This window comes from Rothia mucilaginosa (genome assembly GCF_964210535.1).
In the GTDB taxonomy this organism is placed as follows: Bacteria; Actinomycetota; Actinomycetes; order Actinomycetales; family Micrococcaceae; genus Rothia; species Rothia mucilaginosa_F.
Genome location: NZ_CAXOMR010000032.1, coordinates 1 through 24,663 on the forward strand (window position 1 = coordinate 1; position 24,663 = coordinate 24,663).

Genomic DNA, 24,663 nt, shown 5'->3' on the forward strand with positions numbered 1-24,663 from the left:
GTGTCTTCTTGGAAGTCTAGCGGGCTTCTAGGAGCCCCTTGGAGAGCAGTTCAGGAATAAAACCCTCAATCTGCGGCCCCATGGTCTCTACGGGCTGTTCATACATTTCGCAGAGCAGATCGATAGCCTCCTGTAGAGACATCGGGTCCTCAAAGATACTCCAAATAATGGAGGCTGAATCCTGAAGAACAGACAGCTCACCGTTGGCAAGATTTGCAAGATACGTTGCTGTGGGGGAGTACTTAGCGAACTCTTCAGAATGAACGTACGCGATGTTCTCGGGGATACCGTAGACGGTCTGATGGGAATCTACCGGGTTGCTCATTTTTTCACCTTGATTCCGAAACGTTCAAAGAACTTGGCACGAATTTCAGCCTTGGTGGGGGTGCGTCCCAGCTGCATTGCCAAGTGGTCCTTATTCACGAAGAAAATATTTTTGAGGGTGCGTAGCTTATCGTGCAGGGTGGTCGCCGACTGCAGGCGCCCGATCCACTGAATATAGTGGGGGACATCCTGAGAGACAGACAGCCACAGCAGGTAGTCGCGGTCGTCACGGTACTGCTCCAGACCGCCCATAGCCGCGCTATACGCCAGGGATGAGTCAAGCTCCTCCGCACGGGCGCGCAGGCGCTGCCAATCGCTGTACGAGAGCAGAGAGACCAGATAGTTAATATCTGCGCTGTAGCGCGATGCTGCGCGGGCGCGGTGAAGCACCACGAGAAGACGCGCGTCCAGATCGCTGGGGACAGTGCAGGGACGGTGGGCAATCATACGGGTCTTGCGCGCCGCCCAGACGCGGTCAAAAGCCTTCTCGTAGTCGCCGTGGCGTCCTAGACCGGGGAAGAAACGATGAATGTCAGTTAGACCCCATGAAGCGTGGTAGAGCGTCATCGCGTGTTCGAACACGGAGCCTGTCTCGAAATGCGCTTGAATACGCCATCCGTCTGCCCTGAGAATCTCTACAAAACGGTCCACGTGAGAGGGACGGACCAGCAGGTCAGCGTCGGAGCTATACCTGCCCTTGCGGTAAATTTCCTGGGAGAAAGCGTAGCCTTTGACATGCAGAATATCGATGGAATGCAGGTCGGCAATTCGCTGGAAGTAGGCGTGCGCAAGCCGAATCCGTGCCGCAAGAGGAGTGGTCTGCGGCTCCGGGGTATTGGGTGAGTGAGTGGTCACAATAGCCTTTCGGTGCACATGTATACCAGATAAGTATAAGGCGGGACGGGCAGAAAAACTGCCCATCCCGCCCTAAGTCGCTCCCTAAGATTTGGGGCGCTTATTACGTTATTACTTCTTAGCCGAGGACTTCTTTGACGACTTCTTGTCGCCGTCCTTACCGTAACCGTAGTAGGTGGAGTAACCGACGTAGGAGCTTGCGTAGCCGAAGCCGTAGTAGGAGTTACCCAGGCCCTTACGGGGTGCACGGTTCAGAACCATACCGAAGAGGTTAGCGTTGACCTTCTTCAGGATGCTTGCTGCCTCAGTCATCTGCTCACGGTGGCTTCGACCGATAGAACCAACGAGGATCACGCCATCCACGGAGTGGGAGAGCAGTGAAGCGTCGGTCACGGGCAACAGCGGCGGAACGTCGACAACCACGATGAACTCTTCGGAGAGCTCGTTGATCAGCTGGCGCATCTTATCCGAGCCCAGAAGTTCGGAGGGGTTCGGGGGGATGCGACCTGCAGGCAGGACGAAGAGGTTCGAATCGCCCAGCTGGTGCACAGCGTTAGCGATCTCAACCTGGCCAGCCAGAACCTGGGTCAGACCAACCTTAGCGTCGAGCTTCAGCTTCTTAGCCACGGTCGGGCGGCGCAGGTCGGCGTCAATGAGGATGACGGGCGAACCAGCGTCAGCCATTGCGCGAGCCAGCGACAGCGACACGGTCGACTTACCTTCACCGGGCACTGCGGAGGTGACGATGAACGAACGAGGGGGAGTGTCAACGTTCACGAAGCGCAGGTTGGTGCGCAGCTGGCGGATAGACTCCTGAGCGATGTGGTCGTCGGTGTTGCCCTTAACGATGTTCTCTTCGTTCAGGTCGTCACTGACGGGCAGAACACCCAGGATGCTTGCGCCGGTTGCCTTGGTAGCGTCGTCACGGGTGCGGATGCGCTGATCCAGCGCGCGGCGCAGGAAGATAGCCAGGTACACCAGCGCCAGGCCAGCAGCGGCACCAACGAGTACGTTCTGCTGGTAGTTCGGAGCCACCAGCGGGGGGTTCACGCTTGCGTTATTCAGCGGAATCACGCGAACAGTGTTGCCGCCGGTCGGGGATGCACCGGTGTTTTCGCCGTTTACCAGAGCCTGAGCGTTACCGGGGTTCTGCTCAATTTCCTTGATGTAGTCGGCGGTAGCCTGCAGCGCACCGTTAGCGAGCATCTGCGCGTTCTTCGGGGAAGAAGCCTGCGCGTTCACGGTAATCAGTGCAGCGTTGTCACCCGCGGTTGCAGTGAGGCTAGAACGAATCTGACCGGTGGTCAGGGACAGTTCGGGGTTGTTCTGCTTAATCTTCTGTGCCACGGCCTCAGAGGAGACGATAGCTGCGTAGGAGCGAGCGCGCTCCTTAGCGGCTGTAGAGCCCGAGAGAACATCCACCGTACCGGACTCGCCCACGGTCACGTAGCCCGAGGACGATGCAGCGTAGACCTTCGGCTGGAGAGAGGCATAGCCGAAGCCCGCTGCGGCACCGACAACGATGCCAATGATCAGCAGCCAGAGGTTAGCCCTCGTGGTGCGGAAAAATTCCAAAATGGTCATGGTAGTGAGAATACTCCAGAAAGTTTGAGTTAGTGTACCTGCAACGTGGAGTGTTGTTGCAGGCGGTGAAGGGATACGAAGATCCCCCGGTGTTTATTAGCGGAGCAATCCGAGCAGGTAGCTACCGTAACCGCTCTTGACGAGGGGGGTAGCAATGTCGCGCAACTGCTCATCGGAGAGCCAACCGTGGCGCCACGCAATTTCCTCCGGGCAACCAACTGACAGACCCTGACGGCTCTGAACAGTGCGGATGAAGTTAGTGGCATCAGCGAGTGAATCAAAGGTTCCGGTATCGAGCCACGCGGTACCGCGAGGAAGAACCTCAACCTTCAGTTTACCCTGTTCCAGGTAGACGCGGTTAAGGTCAGTGATTTCCAACTCACCGCGCGGGGAAGGCTTAATCTGACGTGCATACTCTACAACCTTGGAGTCGTAGAAGTACAGACCCGGAATAGCGTAGTCGCTCTTGGGGTTTTCAGGCTTCTCCTCAATGGACAGCGCGTTGAAGTCCTCGTCGAACTCCACCACACCGTAGGCGCGAGGGTCAGCAACCCGGTAAGCGAAGACGGTTGCGCCGTCCTTCTGCTCGTAGGTGGCAAGCTGAGTACCCAGACCAGGACCGTAGAAGATGTTGTCACCGAGCACGAGTGCCACGGGGTCGTTGCCAATAAAGTCTGCGCCCAGAATGAATGCCTGTGCCAGGCCATCCGGAGAAGGCTGCACCTTGTATTCGAGATTAATACCGAAACGGGAGCCGTCACCGAGCAGTCGCTGGAACTGCTCCTGGTCGGCAGGAGTGGTAATAATCAAAATATCGCGGATACCCGCCAGCATGAGAGTGGACAGCGGGTAGTAAATCATCGGCTTGTCATAGACCGGAGTGAGCTGCTTGCTAATGCCCTGAGTGATAGGGTGCAAACGGCTTCCGGTACCGCCGGCAAGAATAATTCCCTTCATAACTTCTTATTGTGTCATGTTTATCTCTTTGTTGAGGCATAAAAATCACCGTTTAGCCAGGTAAAATCTACCGTATGGCTCACATTCTTGTTACCGGCGGTGCCGGTTTTATTGGTTCGAACTTTGTTCACCACCTCATCGATAACACTGATCACACTATTACTGTGCTGGATAAGATGACCTACGCCGCAAACGCTGCGTCTTTGGAAGGTCTTCCTGAATCCCGCTTCAAGCTCGTCGTAGGCGACATCGCCGACCGCGAGCTGGCTGACAAACTGGTCGGCAAGGCAGACGCTGTTGTCCACTACGCTGCGGAATCGCACAACGACAACTCCCTGTCCAACCCCGAACCGTTCATTCACACTAACCTCATCGGTACTTTCAGCCTTCTGGAAGCAGTCCGTAAGCACGGCACTCGCTACCACCACATCTCCACCGACGAGGTCTTCGGTGACCTCGAGCTGGACGATCCGGCAAAGTTTACCGAAACCACCCCCTACAACCCCTCTTCCCCTTACTCCTCCACCAAGGCAGGTTCCGACCTGCTCGTGCGCGCATGGGTCCGCTCCTTCGGTATTGAAGCAACCATCTCTAACTGCTCCAACAACTACGGCCCCTACCAGCACATCGAGAAGTTCATCCCCCGCCAGATCACTAACATCCTCTCGGGCCTGACCCCGAAGCTGTACGGCGAGGGCCTGAACGTTCGTGACTGGATTCACGCATCCGACCACTCTTCTGCTGTGCTGCGCATCCTGGAGCAGGGCAAGATTGGCGAAACCTACCTCATTGGTGCGGACGGCGAAGAGAACAACATCACCGTTCTGCGCACCATCCTGCGCCTGATGGGCAAGGATGAGAACGACTTCGAGCACGTGGTTGACCGCCCCGGTCACGACCTGCGCTACGCAATCGACGGTAGCCGCCTGCGTGCAGAGCTCGGTTGGGAGCCGAAGTTCACCGACTTCGAGTCCGGTCTTGCTGACACCATTAAGTGGTACACCGACAACCGCAGCTGGTGGGAGCCCCTGAAGGCTGAGGTTGAGGCGAAGTACGCAAAGGCTGGCCAGTAATGACCAAGGAATTGAAGGTTACTGAAACCGAGATTCCCGGCCTGCTCATCATTGACCTGCCGGTTCACGGCGATAACCGCGGCTGGTTCAAGGAAAATTGGCAGCGCGAGAAGATGGTCGCAGCCGGTCTGCCCGACTTCAACCCGGTGCAGAACAACATCTCGTTCAATGCTTCGGTAGGTACCACCCGCGGTATCCACGCCGAGCCGTGGGATAAGTACGTTTCTGTTGCGACCGGCCGTATCTTCGGCGCGTGGGTTGATCTGCGTGCCGGCGAGTCCTTCGGTAAGGTCGTCACCGTGGAGCTGGGCCCGGACACCGCTATCTTCGTGCCCCGCGGCGTGGGTAACTCCTTCCAGACCCTGGAAGAGAACACCGCCTACACCTACCTGGTGAACGACCACTGGTCGGCGGATGCAGTATCTGGCTACAGCTTCCTGAACCTTGCCGATGAGACCGTCGCAATCGACTGGCCTATCGACCTGGCGAAGGCGGAACTCTCCGAGAAGGACCGTAACCACCCGCGTCTGAACGAGATCAAGCCCCTGGAAGCCGACCCGATCCTGATTATTGGCGCGGGCGGTCAGCTCGGCACCGAGCTGGTTCGCCAGCTCACCGAGCAGAACGTACCCTTCCTGGCTGTGGATCGCGACCGCCTCGACCTGGGTAAGCCCGAGCAGTGGCGCGACGCATTCCGCTGGCGCTCCTTCCGCGCGGTCATCAATGCTGCAGCATACACCGCCGTGGATCAGGCAGAAACCCCCGAGGGTCGCCGCGACGCCTGGGCAGCTAACGCTCTGGGCGTGAGCGCTCTTGCCTCCATCTGTGAAGAAGCTAACCTGCCGCTGGTTCACGTATCCACCGACTACGTCTTTGACGGTTCCCTGCCCCTGGGCGAGGAATACCCGGAGGATTACCCCCTGGCACCGCTGAGCGTCTACGGCGCATCCAAGGCAGCCGGTGAGGTTGCCGCCGCCGCATGGCGTAAGCACTACACCCTGCGCACCAGCTGGGTTGTTGGCGCCGGCAAGAACTTTGTGGGTACCATGGCATCCCTGGCTGAGCGCGGCATTGACCCGTCCGTGGTCGCCGACCAGTGGGGCCGCCCGACCTTCACCCAGGACCTGGCAGCTGCTGCCCTGCACCTGCTCTTCTCCGGCGCAGAGTACGGCACTTACAACGTGTCGAACACCGGTGAAGTCATCAACTGGGCACAGTTCGCTCGTGCAGTGTACGAAGGTACCGGCCATGACCCGGCACGAGTCAGCGACACCACCACCGAGGAATACTTCGCCAACGCTGAGCTCTTCGCGCACCGTCCGACGAACTCGGCAATGGACCTGTCCAAGCTGATTACTGCAGGCTTCACCCCGCGTGATCATCGCGAGGCGCTCGCCGCCTACCTTGCAGAAATGGGTTCCTAACCCTCTGAGGATTCGACCCAATATCTGCTGATAACAGCATAAAAGGCGTGAAAAGCGCCATATCGCAGGTTCCCGGCCCTTGAAGAAGAGCCGGGAACCTGTACAATATTGTCTTGGCCAAGGCGAGGGCCACCGCAAACGCGGTGAGCCGTTATCGACGAGGTGGCGTACGGATTCTTCATCCGCGCCGTTTCTCTTGGCGCGTTATGTACAGACTACAGAAATGGAGATTCCCATGGCTGAATTCAAGATTGTTGCAGAGCCCCGCGTTGACTTCGGTAAGGGCTACGCACGCCGTGCACGCGTTGCAGGCAAGATTCCCGCTGTCGTTTACGGCAACGGTGCAGAGCCCAAGCACCTGACCCTGCCCGGTCACGAGACCACCCTGGCAGTTCGTAACGCAGACGCAGTGCTGGTTATCGAGGTTGAGGGTGAGACCATCAAGGCTCGCGTTCAGGACATCCAGCGCCACCCCATCCGCCCCGAACTGCAGCACATCGACCTGGTGTTCGTTGCGTAAGTAGCGGATTTCAACGCTTATAGACCGGCATAAGCCGGGCTGGGAACGGCCCGCATCCTCATACGGGGTGCGGGCCGTTTGCATACCCCGCAGACAAGAAGCGGGAGCAGCCCCTTCCGAACTTTAGAAAGGTACACGAAGAGATGTCTGATACCTGGCTCATCGTGGGTCTAGGAAACCCCGGCCCCAACTACGCTAAAACCCGCCACAATATTGGTCAGATGGTTCTGGACGAGCTCGCCAAGGAAGTTGGCGGCAGCTTCAAGAAGCATTCCAAGGCCTCCGCGGTTGTGGTGGAGGGGCGCCTCGGATTTGGCGGACCCAAGGTTGTGCTCATGAAGTCCCTCGGCTACATGAACACTTCAGGCGGCCCGGTCAGCGCTGTCGCCAAGTTCTACGGCATCGACCCCGACCACATCATCGTTGTGCACGATGAACTCGATATCCCCTTCGACACCATTAAGCTCAAGATCGGTGGGGGAGAGGGCGGCCATAACGGCCTGCGCGATATCACCAAGGCACTGGGCACCAAGGACTACTACCGTGTGCGCACCGGCATCGGTCGTCCTCCCGGACGCATGGACACCGCAGACTTCGTGCTCAAGCCCTTCAGTAGCACCGAAGTGAAGGACCTGCCCTTCCTCATCTCAAATGCATCGGATGCAACCATGATGCTCGTGAAGGAAGGCCTGCTGACAACCCAGCAGCGCTACCACGGCGCAGGCTCCTAAGCATAAGACCGCGCCGGGCAAATGCAGGACTGGGTCGATGTGTGAACTAGGCTCTACCTAACTATGCAAGAGCCCGGTGAGGGAATAAGCTAGAAAAGAATGACGTTATACGCTCCACGACGGGAAAATACCCGACCCGTGGAGCGTATGAGCGAGAGAAGAAGGTACCCGTGGCTGAATACTCCACCCCCGCCAACACCCCGCTGAGCGACGACCTTGTACGCCAGCTTCGCCAGGATTTCCCGATCCTCAACACCGAGGTCAACGGGCATCCCTTGGTCTACCTGGATTCGGGGGCGACCAGCCAGAAACCCCTTCAGGTGCTCGACGCAGAACGCGACTTCTACCTGCACGCTAACTCCGCCGTGCACCGCGGCGCCCACACCCTTGCGGTTGAGGCAACCGACTTGTTTGAGGATGCGCGCATCACCGTCGCAAACTTCGTTGGCGCCACTGATGAAGAGCTCGTGTGGACCTCTAACGCAACCGAGGCGCTGAACCTGGTCGCCTACTCCATTGGTAACGCCTCTCAGGGTATCGGCGGTCCCGCTGCTGAGCGTTTCGCGCTGGGCCCCGGCGACGAAATCGTCACCACCGAGATTGAGCACCACGCGAACCTCATTCCCTGGCAGATTCTTGCCCAGCGTACCGGCGCGACCCTGCGCCACATCCCCTCCACCGAGGACGGTCAGCTCGACTACGAAGCTGCCGAGGGCATCATCAACGAGAAGACCCGCATCGTGGCGTTTACCCACGTCTCGAACGTGACCGGCGCGATTACCGATGTACCCCGCATGGTCGCTATGGCGCGCAGGCACGGCGCGCTTGTCGTGCTGGACGCCTGCCAGTCCGTACCGCACATGCCCGTAGACTTCCACGCCCTGGATGTCGACTTCGCGGCGTTCTCTGGCCACAAGATGCTGGCACCCACCGGTATCGGTGCCCTCTACGGTCGTGCCGAACTGCTTGAAGCTCTGCCGCCCTTCCTGACCGGTGGCTCCATGATTACCCGCGTGGGTCTGCAGGATGCCGAGTATATGCCCGCCCCCATCAAGTTTGAGGCAGGTACCCAGCGAGTCTCGCAGGCGGTCGCTTTCGCCGCTGCTGTGCGCTACCTGCAGCACCTGGGCATGGAGAACGTTGAGGCGTGGGAACACGAACTGGGCGCCCGCCTGGTTGAGGGAGTTCAGAAGATCGATGGTGTGCGACTGCTCGGCCCCACCGACCCCACCAAGCGTGCTGGCCTGGTCGCCCTCGCTATCGAGGGCGTGCACCCGCACGATGTGGGTCAGCTGCTCGACACCCAGGGCATCGCCGTGCGCGTGGGCCACCACTGCGCCCAGCCGCTGCACCGCTGCGCAGGTGTGACCGCCTCGACCCGCGCCTCCACCTACATCTACAACACCACCGAAGATGTGGACGCTTTCCTGAAGGCACTCGCCGAGGTACGCCCCTACTTCGGCTTTTAAAGCAGATGCGTTAGAAGCTAACGCCCCAATTTTTCAGACATACCAACTGACGGAAGAAGATCACCGTGTCTCTTGAATCCCTGTACCAGGAAATTATTCTGGAGCATTCTAAGCAGCGCAGCGGCGAGCACCTTGTAGAGGTACCCGCCGGCCATGCAAGCGCCGATAACCACCAGTACAACCCCACCTGCGGCGACGAAATCAACCTGCGTGTGGTGCTCTCTGATGAGCTGAAGGATGGCGAGAAGACCATTGAGTCGATCTCCTGGGAAGGCGACGGTTGCTCCATCTCCATGGCTGCCGCCTCCGTGCTCTCTGAAATGGCTCCCGGTATGACCATCTCCGAGCTGCAGAGCCACGTGGATGCGTTCCGCGAGATGCTGCGCTCGCGCGGTAAGGTAACCCTGGACGAAGAGGAGTACGGCGATATGGCGGCTTTCTCCGGCGTTTCGAAGTTCATGGCGCGCGTGAAGTGTGCGATGCTTTCGTGGGTTGCGGTTGAGGAAGCTGCTAAGGAAGCAACCGCGAAGAACTAATTCTTTGCTGAGAGGGTAGGTTGGAATGTTCGGTCAGTAGCCAATATTTGAACGCCAATCGAAAATATCGAATGGGGCCATTGACAATATATTGCATGTAAGTGTAATGTTTTTCGATGAACTTTTAGTGGTGAGTACCGAACGAGACTCGATCCGAGAATCTACTCCCTATTCTTTCTTGCTATAAGATTTCTTTGATATAAATCAATATGATGAAAATATGAGGCGGATACTACACTGTATCCACCTCATATTTATATTTTTTCCTTTTTCCTCTAAAAAAGTGACTGGTAAAATAAAAGGACGAAGGGCGCCCAACCAGCACCCTCGAGAAACTCTTTTCGGACCCGCACACTCTGAGGTGACAGCGAGAAGAAATAGGACAATAGTAGAAAATATTTTCTCAATATTGCACATTCTTCACTTATTCTTAGGCGCTCACCCTAGACCGCGGATATGTTTCTCACCTCTCCGGTACTTCAACCACACCGGAATACCCATCGCCGCTACCAACCACAAGGAAGCCCCATGATTATTGGCTACGCCGCAGGTGCCTACGACCTTTTCCACTACGGACACCTCGAGATTCTTCGCAAGGCTAAGGAAAACTGCGACTACCTCATCGCAGGCGTCGTGCACGATGACGTTCTGGAAGTGACCAAGGGCCGCCGCCCTGTCATCCCCATTGAAGAGCGTGCCGCCATCGTCAGCCACATTGACTACGTGGACGAAGTGCACGTCGAAACCACCCCTGACAAGCTCGAAACCTGGAAGCAGAAGCCCTTCAACGTCTTCTTCAAGGGCGACGACTGGAAGGGCACCGACAAGGGTAACGCCCTGGAAGCACGCTTCGCAGAGGTCGGCGTTGAAGTGCACTACTTCCCCTACACCGAGCACACCTCCAGCACCAAGCTGCGCAAGGTCGTTGACCTGCTCGAAGCAGAGCACGACCTGCGCGTAGAGATGCGTCGCTTCGCTGAGCTGCTTGGCGAACGCGAATACTCCGAGGCAATCATCGCCTCCTAACGCTCATACGCCCTCATAGGGGCGCTAGAGCTCATAGAGACGCATAAAGACACAAAGGATCCCCGCCGTAATTACTTACGACGGGGATCCTTTGTATATTAGCGGTATATCAGCTGCACCTCAAAGGTGAGCGTCTCATAAGCTTTAGCGCTGTGCCAGCCACTTCTCAGCGGAGGTACCCAGAACCTTCAGCACGCGGCCAACCTGAGGCTCAGCAGCGGCTGCAATCTTCTTGCCCACCAGCGGGATGGAGCAGGAGACCTCACCGTTGACGTCCAGGCGGGTCTGCTCACCCTCGGGGGTCAGCTTCTGAGTAGCCTGAGCGGACACGGGAACGCCGTTGACCTTGACCTCGGTAGAAACGGTGCGGGAGCCGTCAGCAGCCGGTGCGCTTACGGTGTCCACCTGGGTCATGGCAACGCCGTTGCCGACGAACTTACGAGCGATGTCCGGCACGCGCTCAGCGGGCACGGTACGTTCGGTGGTTGCGGTGAACTCAGCGGAGGTGTCACCGGAAACGGAGAAGCTACCGAACTCAACGCCAACCTCGGAGCAGACGAAGCGTGCGAAGTCCTCGCTGGAGAATGCCTCGATAACCTGCTCAACGTTTGCGTTGATAACGGTCGATTCCTGAACTGCCATAATTGTTCCTTTCGTAGTGCGCGAAAACCCCGCGCATTATCCCTTCTAAGGATACGGTGCGCGGGGTTTCGCAACCAATGTAAAGACACGAATCCACCTGAGAATATGCCGTGAACAAGGGAAAACATCCACAGCCTCTCACAGGGTGGTTGGAGGATTCGCATGCCGGTCTAAAAATGAGGGAAACACCTTCGGGAGGGTCCCCACATCGCATCACTAAGGATGCGAGGTTTAGAAAGCTAAAGCTTTTTAGGCGCTGGGAGCCATCGCGTCGATGCGAGCCATCTCAGCCTTACCCGCACGGTGTGCGCGAGCAGCCTGCTTCAGGCGACCCCAGAAGGAATCCTTACGGTGGGTCTTGCCAGCAAGCAGATCCTGCAGTTCCTCGCTCAGCTGTGCGGCAGAAATCTCCGGGGTGGAGACGTACGGCTCAGCGGTGCGGAACAGGGAGGGGTTCGCCAGAGCAAGATCCAGCTTAGCGAAGAGGTCTTCGCGGCTCTCAACAACAACAGCGTGGCCGCGCTTCTCCATCAGAGTGGTGAAGGGGACCTGGTGGTTGTCAACGACCTCGTCGAACTCTGCGCGGCGCGGAACAGCTAGGGGCAGAGCGCCGGTGCGGCGTGCATCCTGGATGGAGCCGGGGCCGCCCTGAACCAGCACTACGCGTGCGGTTGCGTAGTAGTCCAGCAGTTCGGAGGCGGGAAGAAGCTTGAGGTTGTCTGCGTGCTTAATGGGCGCAGTGTGACCGTGCTGCACGAGGCAGGTGACCTCGGGGTGAGCCTCAAGGTAAGCCTCAACCCAGCGCAGAAGACGATCAAAAGTGTGAACGTCGGTGCCGAGGGACACCACCAAATCGTAAGTCTTGGTAGGAATACGAACGGGCGCGACGGCAGGAGTAAATACGGGCAGGTCGAACTTGGAAGTATCAACGCTGACGCGGGGGAAGTTCTGAATAGACATAGCCTATTCCTCTCTATGTATTTATCGGTAGTAACCCCGTATACCTGACGCAAAAATCCGGAGGGCATCATTGGTATACGTGGCGGCGTCGTGCCGGAGAAAATGGTGAGTAATCTCCGCATACGCTTCTCTGGCGAGTGGTTAGTTCGCTTGGATGGTGAGTCCACAGTGGAGCGCACGACTTATGCGTATCTGTATGTATTAATAAATACTATACCCTGAAAATAACGCCCTCAGCACACGCGGGGACGCTATTTTCAGGATAAATTCATCACTCTTAGAAAATGGGATGAATCACACGAGAATCAGGGAAATTCTCCTGCTGTTCCTCGCTCTGAACAATAATTCGATCAGCAAAGGTGTACAGCATCTTGCCGGTCATCGTCGGCAGAGTTGGGCGGTCAAAACACTCAATATAAAGAGTCTTTACGCCAAAAAGTTTAGCTGCAACAAAGAAAGGAACAGCAACACCTGCACCCGCAGAAACAACCGCATCCGGACGTTCCTTCGGGAAAATACGAAATGCCAAGAACAGATTACGAATAGCGTTCTTAATATTTCGAGTGGTCGGGTAATACGCCCAATAGGTCTTCTCATCCGCGAGAGAAGATTCAACATCGGGCTGCTTAAAGCTAACCCACACGCGGTCATAATCCTGCCACGCAGCAGAAGTAGCTGTCAGATGCTTCAAGTGTCCGCCACTGCTAGAAACCAGCAGAAGCTTCTTCGGTGCCTGAGAGGAAGTAGCCTCAGTCATAGTGTTCTCCTAAAGCCCCAATACAAGAGAAAAATAAGAAGAGAAGATAAGGATGAGCTACCGGGCCCGGCGGAACCTGCACCGGCAGACCTGCCGCAACAGATCCGCCTCAGCAGGTACCACCGCACCCTACGCTCAAGGACGAAGGACGAACCCGCACAGAGGCGAGGCATCCATCAATAGACCCCGATTACGCGCGGTCCAGTTACTCCCGGTCTAGTTATTCGCGGTCCAGGAAAACAGCCAGAGCGTTCACGCCCTCAAGCTGATCCAGCTGAGCGAAAAGCTCACGAACCTGCTGCAGAGAAGTAGCTGCAGCCACCGGAACCAGAGCCACGCCGCCAGCCTGAACGAAACGCAGCTGGGTCGATAGGGGAGTAGCGGTGCTCAGGCTAATCACCAGAGGAGTCTCGCTCTTCTCAACCAGCGACTCGGGAGTGTGGCGGGTCAGAGCGTCACGGACCGAAGCGTAATCGGTGAAACGTGCGTACTCGGTGGGCAGAACACGCTGCAGCATCTGGTACAGGTGCTCAACGCCGCGGTCAGTACCGGGCAGAATGACAATGCCGGAAGCGCCAGCGCTCTTCACATCGCCGTCGGGAGCACCCATGGTGCGCAGCAGCATGAACGCGTCATTCGCCTCAGAGGTGGAGCCCAGCTCGTGAACCGGGATGCCAGCATCCTCCAGACGATCGGCGTAACCAACGTGACGCATAGTGCGGTCACGACCGTACGCCAGCACAGCACCAATCAGCAGACCGGCAACAGCACCAACAACACCCATCTTCACAGGGCCAAGAGCCGAGGAAGAAGAAGGAACCTGAGCCTCGCTCATTACACGGCCACCGGTGGTGGAAGTCAGCTGAATCTGAGCGCGACGCTCCTGTAGCTGAGAGAGCAGACCCGCACGGTTATTGTCACCCTCGAGGGCAGAAATCTGCTCATCAATCTGGTGCAGAGCAGAATCAACACTGCTCTTCAGCGACTCGGAACGAACCTGCAGGTATGCGTTCGCCATAGCGTTAGCGTAACGTGCAGCCTCCGTACCGTTGGGGCGGGTCACCTCAACATCCAGAACAGCAGTCTGGGAGGTGCCGGTCACCTTGACGGAGTTCATGAGGCGGTTGGTCAGCTGAGCCTCAGAGAGGGTATCGCCATTAGCAATCAGAGACTTTGCCGCGTTCTGTGCAACCTCGCGAGAGGATGCAACGCGAGACTCGGTCGCAATATCCACCTTCGCGGAGTTAGCGCTACCGGTACCGGCGGGATCAACCACCAGCGGGTAAACAACCAGCGAAGCCTTAGAAGTGTACTTGCTATTGGTCATGTAGCCGTAGACGGCACCCGCCACAGCAAAAACCACAACCGACAGCAGAATCAGCAGACGGTGTCGGAAAATGCGACGTACCTGGCTGCCAAGGGTAACCGAGGAGGTATGAGAGGTGTTATCCATGAGGACATCCTTGAGGAAGAGAAACGGACACTAAATATCGGAGAAAAACTGTAGAAGAAGCGGAAGGCTAAGACTTCGCTCGGCGGGCGGAAAGGAAACGCTCAATACCGAGTGCTTTGCGGAAGCGGAACAACACCGCACCGTACACCGGCACCAGCAGCACCACGTACACGATGACACCCAGCACGCTCTGACCCAAGAAAGCCAAAGACGCCAGAGCACACACCGTCGGAACAGCCGCACCCAAGAATAGCGAAGGAGCCATCTCGCGAACCGAAGCGCGAATACCGACCAGACGGAACACCTGGTAGCTCGCCAGGAAGGTATCAATCAGCAGAGCAGAGGCCCACGCCGTCACCGCACCGTACAGGCCCCAAACCGGAACCAGCGTGAAGTTCAAGGTCACAGCCACCACCAGCGAGGAGAGCTTGTTCAACAGCTGCCAGCGGCTCTTACCGCTCATCAGCAGAACGGACTGCACGCCACCGGCACTCATCGACAGCATCGCCGCCGGGCAAATCACCCAGAGAATACCGGCGCCAGCCTCAAAGCCCTTGCCGAAGAAATGCAACAGCACGGGGCCGAAGAACGCCAGAGAGAGGTAGAACGGCCACGACAGAGCAGTCAACACGCGAGTGGTCGACAAGAAAATCTCTCGAGCACGATCCAGCTGACGGGTCGCCAACGCCGCACTAATCGACGGGCCGGTCACCACGCGTCCGGTGTGCTCAATCATGGTGCCCACACGAACACAACGGTTCACAGCACCATAGATACCACCGGCAGCGGCACCCAAGAACGCCGTCACGACCAGCACGTCAATCCACTCCAGAATCGTCTCCACAACGGTAGCGACACCGCGTGCAGAGCTGAAACCCCAGAACGAACGGAACGTCTCAGTCGGAGAATCCTCAGAAGGAAGAACCTCCACATGCTCCTCGGAGGGGAACGCCCGCTCCAAAAGCCACAGGGCAACCACCGCAGTAATCGCCACCGGAACAGTCCAGGCGTACACCAAATCCATGAGCTGACCCGAGAACAGAACCACCAAACCCACAGCCGCAAAACGCAGAGTAGGAAGCAGAACATTCTGCAGAACCGTAAAGGTCACCACACGGTGCAGGCCACGCAGAGCACCGAAGAACACCGTCATCAGCGCCGCAACCAGAACGAAAGCGGAGCTGACGCGCATCGCCGCCTGATACTCCGGAGCCATCGGCACCATAGCGGTGTAGATGTACACGCCCGCCACCAGAAGCACCGAAGTCACCAGCGAAGGAATCAGACCGTACCGAATCAGCTGCGGAAGCACACCGTAACGACCCAGCGCACGCTGAGCACTCATCGTACGAACCAAGCCCGTATCCGCACCGAAGGTCACCAGCGAAATCGCAATCGCGAACAACGCCATCAGACGGAAGAACTCGCCCGAACCCTCAGCACCAATACCGTTCGACACCACCATCGTGGTCACAAACGCGATACCCGCACCGTACATCACGCACAGAGAAGCAAGAGAGCCGCTCTTCGCGAGGCTGGGCTGCTTACCCTTCGCAGGAGCCTTCTTTGCTGGCGCATCCTTCACGGAGGCGCTATCGGTCTGTGCCTTTGACTCGGCAGACTCAGCAGTAGCCGAGGCAACCCGACGGGAACCGGACAGGTGAGCACCCGCCACAGCAGCGCTCGCATCTGCAGAATCTTTTGCCTCGGAACCGGCTACCAAAGAACCGGGGAGCGGTTCCTTAGCGGCAAAGCCCTGGGCCGGAGGCACAATCGACAGCGCCGTGGTCGCCGGAAAACGACCCGAACGGATATCGTCCACCGTCGGAGCGAACTCATCGGCAGAAGACTCTGCCTGCGGGTCAGCCTGCTCCACTACCGGCTCGACGTACTCGCCGCTCTCACACAGACGCGCACGGCGGCTAGGGTGACCACCCGTCGAATACGCATCCTCGAAAGATGAAACCGCAGAAGTATCTAAACCACGAGGGGACTGGTTCTGCGTCATAGCCCCTCACCATCCCGAATGGAACGAATGCACGCCATTGACGCGAGCATCAGAATGGTCAGCTGAGCAATATCGAAACTGTAGAAGATAAAGACGACGCAACATGCGACCGGAACGCTATGCAGCCAGTACCCGGACGTAGTCTTCACTCGCGCGCCGCTTGCCACAGTGCACACCATGAAGAGCGCGAACAGGGCCAGGCCCACGAAACCGAAGCAGAACATCAGAGTCCACAGGTAACCCTGGGTACCCATCGACACGCCAATGCTTGGTTCCATACGCGGAGTGCCATAACCGATAATCGGGGACTCCAAAGTCGCCTTCCAGGTAGCACGGTAGAGCGCCGCACGACCACCGGTGGAGTCCGAGTAGTCCTGACGACCCAGAATATTGTCCACGGTGCCCGAAGCAAAGAGTGCAACAACCACAGCCGCAATCGCCGCAATACCCATACCTACAGCACGCCAATTAGCCGCCAGGAACTGACGCAGCAGTACGTACGCCGCGCTAATACCCAGGCCAATAAACATGCCGCGGTTACTGGTTGCAATCGCCGGAACAGTAGAAAGAGCCATACCGACCAGCAGTGCAATACGCAGCCAGATGGAACGCAGACGCAGCAGGCACGCCAGCATCACCGGGGTGAGCAGGGTGTACGCCAGACCCCAACTATTTGCGTAGGGGAACGGTGCGGAGGGGCGAATATACGCCTCGGGAGCACCCCACGGACGCTGAACCTCCGCCAGCGGCGGAAGCATGTAGTCGCGCACCAGCGGGTTCTGCATAAAGCCAGACGGCATGATGAAGCTCATCGGGGTACGCAGACGGAATTCGGGGAAGAGAACACCGCCGTAACCCAGAACGATGAGAGTCACCCACAGGGTCGCCAGACCACCCAACAACCTGTTGAGGCTAATAGAGGAGCGCGCGTTGTAGTAGTACAGGGCGTAAATACCTGCGCTGAGAATATTCACAAAGCGCAGACCCCAACCGATCATGTCGGTGGAACGGGTCAGAGCAAGCGCCGCAACAACAACCCACACGCAGAATGCGCCCCACACCCACAGGGAGCCGGGTACACGCACATTACCTCGAATGATGAGGTAAAAAAGCATGATCGCAGCCAGTACCAGCGGCGCAATCTGAAGCAACCCCAGAGCCCACAGCGCCGGGAAGCCGTACAGCAACGCCAGCAGGGGCCAGGCGGGGAGCTTCTTCTGCGCCGTCGACATCGGGCGGATGCGCGCGCGGGCACGCAGAATACCGCTGGGCGGCGGACTAGCCGACCCCGCGGAATCCTTCAGCGCCGCAGGCGAAGCGCCCGGAGGAGAAAGAACGGAAGAGGAAAGCATGTCTGTGCGATACCTGGTTAGAGACCTCGACCGGTCTTCTGGACGAGATCAAGAAGAGTAGCAGGCTTAATAATGCCGGTGGACACAACATACGCCGCCCATGCACGAAGCTGCTTGGGGTCACGGCGCAGAGCCGCGCGAGCGTAGGCACGCGCCTCCTTGTTGTTACCCAGGGACGCCTGAGCGTAGGCGATCTGACCGGCAATACGTGCCAGGCCCTTGGGATCCTGCTCAAACTCGGGGAACTTGCGCAGGATGTAGCTCAGACCGTCAACCATGGACTGCCACTTGCCGGAGAAGAAGGAGGGGCGGTCCCAGAGCACCAGAATCAGCGGCTCGGGCACGCTCAGCACATCGCCGTGGCGGGTTGCGCGCAGCAGCAGGTCGTAGTCTTCACCGTAGGCGGCGGGTAGCTCCTCATCGACTAGGCCGATGCGGGCGGGCTGACCGTCAACGCCGAGCAGATCCTCGCGGGAGTACAGCATGGCGGAGGGGTGAATTTCGGTGATGCGTGAACGCAGGAAGTCTGCGAAGGTTGCGCGCTCGGGTGCCAGGCGCACGATGTCCTGACCGCCGGAGCGGACGGTAATACCCGAAGAGATAGCGGCTGCTTCGGGGTTTTCACGCCAGAGAGCGACCTGCTGGGTGAGCTTGGACGGCATCCAGTAGTCGTCGTCATCGCAGAAGCCAATCATCTCACCGCTGGAGGCAATAATGCCGCTGTTGCGGCCGCCCGCTAGACCGCCGGAGCGGGTGTTGGAGACAATCGTCAGGGCACGGTTCTCGCCGACCTCAATATCTTCGAGGCGGTCGGGCTCAACGCGGTCAAAGACGACAACAACCTCAACGAAGCCGCGGTAGCTCTGCTCAAGGATGGAGCGTACCGCCACGCGCAGCAGCTCGGGGCGCTTGCCGTTGGTTGCAATCACGGCGGAAACAGCGGGGTTGCGAGAGGTGAAGTGCATCATTGGGTTTCTCCTTACTCAGCGGGGGTCGCGAGGCTAACGTACTTGCGACGCATGGACAGCAGAACGGTTGCGGCGTTAGCCAGCAGAAGCAGCGCGTAGACGATGACGAATACGGGGCCGAAACCAACGAAAATGTAAATCCAGCAGAGGGTGCCAGCGTCCATGTGCAGGTTGATGAAGGAGCGCAGGGGGCCACCGGTCGGGGGAGCAGCGGTCTTGCGGTTGTTGCGTAGCTGCTCAGCAAGAATCTGGCTCATGAAGTGACCGGCGGTCAGCGCGGTGAAAATCATGGGCATCGCAATGATCCAGCCGTTGAATGCGTTGGAACCGGTAAAGGAGTAGTGCGCAGGGTACAGCAGGAAGGAGAGCAGAGTTGCCATGTGCACGGAGGGCACACGGATGGAGTCGACCACATGGTCGAGCCACTCACCGGCGGGGGAGGACGCGCCGGTCACGCGAGCAACCTGGCCGTCAGCGGAGTCCAGGCCGTAACCGAGAGCGAAAAGCAGTGCAACGCAGATGCCCACACCAATGCTGGGAGGGCAGGTAATCAGAACGATGAGGCCTGCAGCGGAACATGCAGCGGAAATCGCGGTGACGCCGTTGGGGGTGATGCCCAGAGCGACAGCTGCCGCGGCGAAGTAGCGTGCTACTCGGCGGTTGACCCAGCGGGTGTAGGCGGGAACGCCAATGCCGGGCTTCTGCGCTGCTTCAAGAGAGCGCAGGGTGTGAGAAAACTTCGCAGAAAATCCCGATGCGGGTGCGGAGTTCGGGGCGTGAGGTGCCTCAGAGGTGGACATGCACATTCCTTTTTAATCGGTGAGAGGAGTGAAGGAGAGTGAATTACTCCCTTTCGGGGTGGTTGCGAGAAAGTCCGGAAGTCTCGCACGCGAAAAAAGAGGTGGTTGGTCCCTTTTTTCACGTACACCACTATATAGATATTTTACAACGAGATGAAGTGCAACAGGGGGCGTGTGGTCAGGGTCAACAATTGTGTCGTAAAAACCCTCTGACAATGCGCTTTGGTGCAGATTTGCGGGATCCTTCGGGTAGGCTTGGTGTGCTGTTAGAGGGGGTTATCGGCGCTTTGTTCTCGTGAATTGTGGATTTAGAAAACATTTCTGAACATTGTGCAGAGAGGCACATGACAGAAGCACAAATAATGGGAATAAATGATGCAAAAAACACGGAAAAGTGGGGAATATACGCAAATGGGGTTTGATTTCCTGAATCATTCAGAAAATCAAACCCCATTTAGCTGAGATTATCTAGAAGGTATTAGTTCCTTCGAGACTGCATCGGAACGCGGGTTCCGACTCCGTTATTGACGATGCGTCGCTCGCCCTGGCCGGCTGCCGCGTTGTTCGCGTTGTCGACCACGGGCTGCTCAGCCTCGTGTGCGGCGGGAGCATCCGCCTCCTTGTCGCCTTCCTTCTCGGCGGGCTGCTCAGCAACCGGTGCCTTGGAGGTAGCCTGCAAATCGAAGCTCACATTCGGGCGAACGTTACGTCGGCTAATGCCCGGGTGAACCTCAACAGCGATGAGGTTCTCACCAGCCTTCAGCTGAGAAGCCGGAACGGTGAAGGTCACCGGAGTCTTCTGAGCCGTAGCGGTATCAATCGAGCTCGATGCAATCGCGCTATTCCACAGCTTTCCACGAGTGTCAAAGTTGGAACGACCAACCTCTTCACCGTTGACACCCACCGCAATAGCGTCATCCGCGTAAGTGGTCAGCACGAGATCACGGCTGGCCTGCTCACGAGTGAGCTGGATGGTGGTGTAGGCGTAGATATTGTGGCGGGAACGCACGAGCGGAACCTTAACGGAGGTGTTAAGGTTACCAGTACCGACCCCAATCGGGGTCTTGCCGGTCTGCCATGCTTCCTGCGCAATATCTTCCAGGCTGAAGTGGAAGTTGTACTTCCAACCGTACTTACGGTTGGGAGCCTGGGTAGAGACCATGTACTTCCACTCGGACGTGTAGGGCAGAACAATCTGGTCCTTAGCGGCTTCTTCCTTCGGATTCTCAGGCTTGGGATCGGCAGGCTTCGGGTCCTCAGGCTTGGGATCGGCAGGCTTGGGATCGGCAGGCTTCGGCTCCTCAGGCTTCGGATCCTCTTCCTTCGGTGCCTCGGTAGTTGCTTCTGCACTCGGGGTAGCGCTTGCTGAAGCACTGGGGTCAGCGCTTGCGGTCGGATCAGCGGTAGGAGTCTCGGTCGCGGTCTCCGTAGGAGTCGGGCGAACCGGAGCTACCTGAACCGGAGTGGACGCAGAGTAGTTATCCGAGGTGTCCACAGCACGCACAAAGTAACGTGCGTTATCGGTGTGGTCAATCTCGAACTTCGTACCCGAAGTGCTTGCAATGACGCGGTCGTCACGCAGAATCTGGTAGCGGACACTACCGGTATCCTGCACAGCGTCCCAGGTCAGAACGTCCTTATCGTCCTTCAGCTCAACCTGCAGGTTCTGCGGGGTAGCCGGAGGAGTTACATCGCGAGCCTCAAAGCGCGCAAAACCGATGGTATCCTGAGTGCCGTGAACACCCAGCGAACGGTGAATATCGCCGCCAACCCACAGGGTGCCCTTCGAATCCACGAAGGACTCCCAGATACCGAAGCCATGGTCACCCTTAATAGAGGGGGAGAACTCCGGTAGCATCTTGCCGCTGTCCTTATCAAACGCAGCAACCAGCTTGACCGAGTGAATCACGCTCGAACCGCCCACGGGGGCCTGCTTGTTACGCGAATCCTGGTAGAGGAAGTCGCCGCAGTGGCAGGCGCCGTAAATGGTGTTGCCATGCAGGTGCAGATCCTGGAAGTCGCCGCCGTTACGGGTAATAGCAGTGTAGGTGGGGCTCAGGGAGGCCTTGTCGTAACGAGAGATGAGGTGCTCAGTACCGCCCACCCAGACACCGGAACCGGCGTCCTGAACGTCGAACTGGAAACCCCAAATCTTAGTTTCATTACGCAGATCAGAGACATTAGCGCCAGCAGGAATCTCAGAATGCTGGTACGCCCAGGGGCTACCCTTCTGCAGGTGCTGAGTAATATCAGCCACGCGGTAGGCAAGGCCGCCGTTGAGCCAGGTGAAGTAACCGGCTACGTAAACATGAGAGTTATCAGCGGAGGCACTAATACCGTTGACGGTGCCATTAAACACCTGACGCCAATTGCGATCCACGCTCACGATACCGGGCACGCCGTCAGAAGGCTCGCCCAGCTTAAAACGGGCAATATTGCGCGAATACGCAACACCCGCCTTTTCGCTTTCATGAATGTGGGTAAAGGTGCCGCCAATATACACATAGTCACCCTGACGGTGAATGGTCTTCACCGTCATGACCTCGGTGAGAATACGATCTTCGACTTTAACCTGAGCCCATTCAGGGGCAATTTCACCGGTCGTGGCGTCAACAACGACGAAGCTCTTATGCTCCTCACCGTTAACAAGCTTGAAGTTACCGCCAATAGCCAGACGGTTATTCGGCAGAGCCTCAACAGCCTTCACCTGACCATTAACAGTCAGCTTGAAGTCGCGGCGCAACTCGCCGGTCTCCGGGTCAAAGGCAGCAATATTAGACTGGTGAACCTTCTCGCCGGAAGACGACTCAAGGTACTCGAAGTCGCCACCAATAAACACGCTGGAGGTGCCGTTGCCGTGATCGACCTCGGTGATCGCCTCAACGTAGGTGTTCATCTCGTTGGTTTCACCGGTGAAGGTCCTAGTACTGGTTCGCCAGCGCCAGTCCGCCGAACGACTACTGGGCAGGGCGCGACGAGCGCTCGCCGGGGTACCTGAATCCGGGATAGCGCCCAGATTCAAATCATTCTGGGTCAGCTTCGGGCGCAGGAACATCTGGGTGTAACCGAATGAGGTTTCACCCTTACCGTCCTTACCGTAAATGTAAGAGTTCTGCGCGTCGGTCATCGCCGGCTCAGAACCATCCTGCGAAATGGGGGCGTTTGCACCGTAACGGAAACCCATACGGTAATCCTGCGAAGCCATTTCCTCAAAGAGCATCGTCCTGAAGCCGTAGTTCTGGCCGCCAAGCATATGGTCTTCCCACGTGCCATCAGGCCAGTCCCTGCGGCCATTTTCATTGTAAGAAGAGAACTCGTCAGGGTTGGAGACTGTCGCGTTGGCCCAGATAGCGTTTGAACGCAGAGCCCAAGTCCACTCAGAAGTCTGGCGGCGATCAACCGTCGCCTCCTGCCACTTGGTGCCCGAGGTGTTCAGGGCACGGCGGAAACGATAACCATCAGGCAACTGATCGGGGCGGGTGCCGTTGAGCAGCTGAGAAATAGTGGTGCCCGAAAGCTGAATAGGGGTCTTTGCAGCAGGCACCGAGCTCAGAGCTTTGCCCTGCTCTAGAGTCAAACCGGACGACGCGGGTGCGGCATCACTGTAGAGCTGGGAGGTGTCGCCCTGACCTTCGTAGTTTTCGGTCCAGCCATCGCGGCCCTCACCAATCTTGACCCAACCGCCACCATCAGTTTCCTGATCGCAGTAGAACTGGGTAGGCTGGCTCATCGCGGGAGTGTACAGCCAGTAGGCGCCGCTCTTTGCCTCGGGGTTAGCCTGCTTGGCTTCCCAACAGCTGGCGGCAGCACGCTCGGAGGTCGTGCCATTGTAGAAAGCAGAGTCCCTTTTTTCCGCAGTCTGTTCGACAGCGGTACTCGGCGTAATAGCGGGGATAGCTACGGGCAAAGCCAAAGCCGTAGCAATGCTCAAGCAAAGAGTTGAGCGGGTTATAGCAGAACGTGAAAAGCCGGAGCCCGTCATGCCAAGGTGGGCTTTCATAATATCTCCAAATGAATGCCAAGAAATGTTATCGAGTGCGCATCAACATTAATGCGCTATGGATGATAATGCGCGGGTTCCAGCGAATCATAACTGGAAACCGGCATCTTTAATTAGACCCTAGCAATCAGGATTGTTCGGGAAATCATGGGTCGCAATCTTCCACTGACCATCGACCTGAACGAGGGTGTAAATATTGAGTGAACGCTTAGGAGAATTGTCATCCTTAACGGGCTGATTATTCTCGTCATAGATCTTCACCGAGGAAGAATCCATGCATACTTCCAGCATGCGCGCGGGCTGACCCTTGTACTGAGTTTCAGTCATACGGGGAGTGCCCACCACAGTGGAAGAACCTTCGTAGTGCCAGCCAGCCAGTGCGTATTCGGAAGCCTGCACGGCAAACTCAGCGGCAGCGGAATCCACAGCTACCGCCTCGATGGAGCGAATCGTCTCATCATCGAGAACAGCACGCGCCTGCTCAACGTTCTGCTGCTCGGCCTCTTCATCGCTGCTCGGGTCAGCGGTACGCTCGGGAGAAGGAGCTGCGGAAGGAGCCGCCTTAACCTTGGTCAGAATGGTCTCAAAAGAGTTAACCAGTTCGGTAGTCTTCTTAACTTCTTCAGCGTCAACGGGCACGGAAGAAGCGTTCTTCATTTCCTCAGCGCCAGTGTAAATCTCTTCAAGCTTCTGACCGTCAGAAGAAGTAGCCTCAGCATTTGCCTTGGGAGATGCCTCGCCCGAAGCCTCAGCGGACGCAGAAGCGGTGCCCTGCTCAGATACCTGAGGGGAAGCGCTCGAAGACTGAGCGGAAGAAGCGTGTGCAGAAGTGGAAACACTTGCGGAAGCAGAAGCGGAAGAAGAGCTATCGGAGCTCGGGTTTTCAGTAGCGCAAGCACTCAGAACCAAAGCGGATACCGCAACGGTGCCCAGAGCGCCCAGAAGCCGGGACCGGGAGGACTGCTTGAAGAATGCTGACATAGGAAGCCTCTTTAGTGGTTGGAGTGAGAATGACTATATTCCGGAAGATAATACCTCGCACAGCGGCAAAGCACCTAAAGGCTAACACACAAAGCTGGGAAAACACTTAGACCCGCAAAAATAACGTTTTTATAAATGATGAGAATAAGCTCTAAATAATGCTCTATTTTTGCTCGAATGGAAGATAAATATATATATCTCTGAATGAAAGAACCTTCATGTAAATGAATGAAATAGGTTCAC

At 57.4% G+C, this 24,663-nt stretch carries 21 protein-coding genes; 7 read left to right on the forward strand and 14 right to left on the reverse strand.

Annotation, left to right across the window (positions count from 1 at the left end; translation table 11 throughout):
- Nucleotides 1–16: 16 nt before the first annotated feature.
- The 4 genes from AB8C10_RS08715 to rfbA form a co-directional block, all read right to left on the reverse strand.
- Entirely contained in the window at nucleotides 17–325 is a 309-nt protein-coding gene (locus tag AB8C10_RS08715) for a PqqD family protein (protein WP_294627774.1), read from the reverse strand.
- A complete protein-coding gene (locus AB8C10_RS08720) occupies nucleotides 322–1,179 on the reverse strand; it encodes a nucleotidyltransferase family protein (RefSeq protein WP_368867500.1) in 858 nt (285 codons plus the stop codon). The genes AB8C10_RS08715 and AB8C10_RS08720 overlap by 4 nt, the downstream gene beginning before the upstream one ends.
- 111 nt (nucleotides 1,180–1,290) lie before the next feature.
- Nucleotides 1,291–2,763: a polysaccharide biosynthesis tyrosine autokinase gene (locus AB8C10_RS08725; protein WP_368867501.1), complete on the reverse strand. Its 1,473-nt coding sequence runs from the start codon at nucleotides 2,761–2,763 to the stop codon at nucleotides 1,291–1,293.
- A 96-nt stretch (nucleotides 2,764–2,859) separates the two neighbouring features.
- Nucleotides 2,860–3,720: a glucose-1-phosphate thymidylyltransferase RfbA gene (gene rfbA / locus AB8C10_RS08730; protein WP_049359620.1), complete on the reverse strand. Its 861-nt coding sequence runs from the start codon at nucleotides 3,718–3,720 to the stop codon at nucleotides 2,860–2,862.
- Between the two features lie 74 nt (nucleotides 3,721–3,794).
- Here rfbA and rfbB point away from each other — a divergent pair, with 74 nt between their 5' ends.
- The 7 genes from rfbB to AB8C10_RS08765 all read left to right on the forward strand — a co-directional run bounded on the left by rfbB (nucleotide 3,795) and on the right by AB8C10_RS08765 (nucleotide 10,499).
- Nucleotides 3,795–4,793 carry a dTDP-glucose 4,6-dehydratase gene (gene rfbB, locus AB8C10_RS08735; protein WP_368867502.1) on the forward strand — a complete coding sequence of 333 codons (999 nt, stop codon included), beginning with the start codon at nucleotides 3,795–3,797 and terminating at the stop codon, nucleotides 4,791–4,793.
- Nucleotides 4,793–6,217: a dTDP-4-dehydrorhamnose reductase gene (gene rfbD / locus AB8C10_RS08740; RefSeq protein ID WP_368867503.1), complete on the forward strand. Its 1,425-nt coding sequence runs from the start codon at nucleotides 4,793–4,795 to the stop codon at nucleotides 6,215–6,217. The genes rfbB and rfbD overlap by 1 nt, the downstream gene beginning before the upstream one ends.
- A 235-nt stretch (nucleotides 6,218–6,452) precedes the next feature.
- Nucleotides 6,453–6,737, forward strand: coding sequence for a 50S ribosomal protein L25 (locus AB8C10_RS08745; RefSeq protein WP_294497826.1), 285 nt, complete (start codon nucleotides 6,453–6,455; stop codon nucleotides 6,735–6,737).
- A gap of 143 nt (nucleotides 6,738–6,880) precedes the next feature.
- The gene (gene pth, locus AB8C10_RS08750) at nucleotides 6,881–7,468 is read left to right on the forward strand and encodes an aminoacyl-tRNA hydrolase (protein WP_368867504.1); all 588 of its coding nucleotides are present in this window, start codon (nucleotides 6,881–6,883) and stop codon (nucleotides 7,466–7,468) included.
- 170 nt (nucleotides 7,469–7,638) lie between these two features.
- The gene (locus tag AB8C10_RS08755; RefSeq protein ID WP_368867505.1) at nucleotides 7,639–8,937 is read left to right on the forward strand and encodes a cysteine desulfurase; all 1,299 of its coding nucleotides are present in this window, start codon (nucleotides 7,639–7,641) and stop codon (nucleotides 8,935–8,937) included.
- Nucleotides 8,938–9,002: 65 nt separating this feature from the next.
- The gene (sufU, locus tag AB8C10_RS08760; RefSeq protein WP_049355937.1) at nucleotides 9,003–9,473 is read left to right on the forward strand and encodes a Fe-S cluster assembly sulfur transfer protein SufU; all 471 of its coding nucleotides are present in this window, start codon (nucleotides 9,003–9,005) and stop codon (nucleotides 9,471–9,473) included.
- A 528-nt stretch (nucleotides 9,474–10,001) separates the two neighbouring features.
- Nucleotides 10,002–10,499: an adenylyltransferase/cytidyltransferase family protein gene (locus AB8C10_RS08765; protein WP_005506961.1), complete on the forward strand. Its 498-nt coding sequence runs from the start codon at nucleotides 10,002–10,004 to the stop codon at nucleotides 10,497–10,499.
- Between the two features lie 144 nt (nucleotides 10,500–10,643).
- Here the strand turns inward: AB8C10_RS08765 and AB8C10_RS08770 are convergent, their stop codons facing one another.
- The 10 genes from AB8C10_RS08770 to AB8C10_RS08815 all read right to left on the reverse strand — a co-directional run bounded on the left by AB8C10_RS08770 (nucleotide 10,644) and on the right by AB8C10_RS08815 (nucleotide 24,420).
- Nucleotides 10,644–11,141 carry a DUF2505 domain-containing protein gene (locus AB8C10_RS08770; RefSeq protein ID WP_049338798.1) on the reverse strand — a complete coding sequence of 166 codons (498 nt, stop codon included), beginning with the start codon at nucleotides 11,139–11,141 and terminating at the stop codon, nucleotides 10,644–10,646.
- A 249-nt stretch (nucleotides 11,142–11,390) separates the two neighbouring features.
- Complete coding sequence (locus tag AB8C10_RS08775) at nucleotides 11,391–12,101, reverse strand: glycosyltransferase (protein ID WP_102033937.1); 711 nt, start codon at nucleotides 12,099–12,101, stop codon at nucleotides 11,391–11,393.
- 277 nt (nucleotides 12,102–12,378) lie between these two features.
- Nucleotides 12,379–12,858 (reverse strand): PssD/Cps14F family polysaccharide biosynthesis glycosyltransferase, encoded by a 480-nt coding sequence (gene pssD / locus AB8C10_RS08780; RefSeq protein WP_049350003.1) that lies wholly within the window; start codon nucleotides 12,856–12,858, stop codon nucleotides 12,379–12,381.
- 220 nt (nucleotides 12,859–13,078) lie between these two features.
- Entirely contained in the window at nucleotides 13,079–14,311 is a 1,233-nt protein-coding gene (locus AB8C10_RS08785; RefSeq protein ID WP_368867506.1) for a Wzz/FepE/Etk N-terminal domain-containing protein, read from the reverse strand.
- Between the two features lie 67 nt (nucleotides 14,312–14,378).
- A complete protein-coding gene (locus tag AB8C10_RS08790) occupies nucleotides 14,379–16,319 on the reverse strand; it encodes an oligosaccharide flippase family protein (protein ID WP_368867507.1) in 1,941 nt (646 codons plus the stop codon).
- Nucleotides 16,316–17,671 (reverse strand): O-antigen ligase family protein, encoded by a 1,356-nt coding sequence (locus AB8C10_RS08795; RefSeq protein ID WP_368867508.1) that lies wholly within the window; start codon nucleotides 17,669–17,671, stop codon nucleotides 16,316–16,318. The genes AB8C10_RS08790 and AB8C10_RS08795 overlap by 4 nt, the downstream gene beginning before the upstream one ends.
- A 17-nt stretch (nucleotides 17,672–17,688) precedes the next feature.
- Complete coding sequence (locus AB8C10_RS08800; RefSeq protein WP_368867509.1) at nucleotides 17,689–18,639, reverse strand: glycosyltransferase family 2 protein; 951 nt, start codon at nucleotides 18,637–18,639, stop codon at nucleotides 17,689–17,691.
- An 11-nt stretch (nucleotides 18,640–18,650) separates the two neighbouring features.
- The gene (locus tag AB8C10_RS08805) at nucleotides 18,651–19,439 is read right to left on the reverse strand and encodes a CDP-alcohol phosphatidyltransferase family protein (protein WP_096740778.1); all 789 of its coding nucleotides are present in this window, start codon (nucleotides 19,437–19,439) and stop codon (nucleotides 18,651–18,653) included.
- A 478-nt stretch (nucleotides 19,440–19,917) separates the two neighbouring features.
- Entirely contained in the window at nucleotides 19,918–23,370 is a 3,453-nt protein-coding gene (locus AB8C10_RS08810; RefSeq protein ID WP_239664242.1) for a fibrinogen-like YCDxxxxGGGW domain-containing protein, read from the reverse strand.
- A gap of 189 nt (nucleotides 23,371–23,559) precedes the next feature.
- Nucleotides 23,560–24,420 carry a hypothetical protein gene (locus AB8C10_RS08815; RefSeq protein WP_368867510.1) on the reverse strand — a complete coding sequence of 287 codons (861 nt, stop codon included), beginning with the start codon at nucleotides 24,418–24,420 and terminating at the stop codon, nucleotides 23,560–23,562.
- Nucleotides 24,421–24,663: the final 243 nt, after the last annotated feature.

Excerpts from the sequence above, each read along its gene's own strand:
- AB8C10_RS08715 (WP_294627774.1), bottom strand. The coding sequence starts at position 325 with ATGAGCAACCCGGTAGATTCCCATCAGACCGTCTACGGTATCCCCGAG.
- AB8C10_RS08725 (WP_368867501.1), bottom strand. The coding sequence starts at position 2,763 with ATGACCATTTTGGAATTTTTCCGCACCACGAGGGCTAACCTCTGGCTG.
- rfbA (WP_049359620.1), bottom strand. The coding sequence starts at position 3,720 with ATGAAGGGAATTATTCTTGCCGGCGGTACCGGAAGCCGTTTGCACCCT.
- rfbB (WP_368867502.1), top strand. The coding sequence starts at position 3,795 with ATGGCTCACATTCTTGTTACCGGCGGTGCCGGTTTTATTGGTTCGAAC.
- rfbD (WP_368867503.1), top strand. The coding sequence starts at position 4,793 with ATGACCAAGGAATTGAAGGTTACTGAAACCGAGATTCCCGGCCTGCTC.
- AB8C10_RS08745 (WP_294497826.1), top strand. The coding sequence starts at position 6,453 with ATGGCTGAATTCAAGATTGTTGCAGAGCCCCGCGTTGACTTCGGTAAG.
- pth (WP_368867504.1), top strand. The coding sequence starts at position 6,881 with ATGTCTGATACCTGGCTCATCGTGGGTCTAGGAAACCCCGGCCCCAAC.
- AB8C10_RS08765 (WP_005506961.1), top strand. The coding sequence starts at position 10,002 with ATGATTATTGGCTACGCCGCAGGTGCCTACGACCTTTTCCACTACGGA.
- AB8C10_RS08770 (WP_049338798.1), bottom strand. The coding sequence starts at position 11,141 with ATGGCAGTTCAGGAATCGACCGTTATCAACGCAAACGTTGAGCAGGTT.
- AB8C10_RS08775 (WP_102033937.1), bottom strand. The coding sequence starts at position 12,101 with ATGTCTATTCAGAACTTCCCCCGCGTCAGCGTTGATACTTCCAAGTTC.
- pssD (WP_049350003.1), bottom strand. The coding sequence starts at position 12,858 with ATGACTGAGGCTACTTCCTCTCAGGCACCGAAGAAGCTTCTGCTGGTT.
- AB8C10_RS08785 (WP_368867506.1), bottom strand. The coding sequence starts at position 14,311 with ATGGATAACACCTCTCATACCTCCTCGGTTACCCTTGGCAGCCAGGTA.
- AB8C10_RS08790 (WP_368867507.1), bottom strand. The coding sequence starts at position 16,319 with ATGACGCAGAACCAGTCCCCTCGTGGTTTAGATACTTCTGCGGTTTCA.
- AB8C10_RS08795 (WP_368867508.1), bottom strand. The coding sequence starts at position 17,671 with ATGCTTTCCTCTTCCGTTCTTTCTCCTCCGGGCGCTTCGCCTGCGGCG.
- AB8C10_RS08800 (WP_368867509.1), bottom strand. The coding sequence starts at position 18,639 with ATGATGCACTTCACCTCTCGCAACCCCGCTGTTTCCGCCGTGATTGCA.
- AB8C10_RS08805 (WP_096740778.1), bottom strand. The coding sequence starts at position 19,439 with ATGTCCACCTCTGAGGCACCTCACGCCCCGAACTCCGCACCCGCATCG.
- AB8C10_RS08815 (WP_368867510.1), bottom strand. The coding sequence starts at position 24,420 with ATGTCAGCATTCTTCAAGCAGTCCTCCCGGTCCCGGCTTCTGGGCGCT.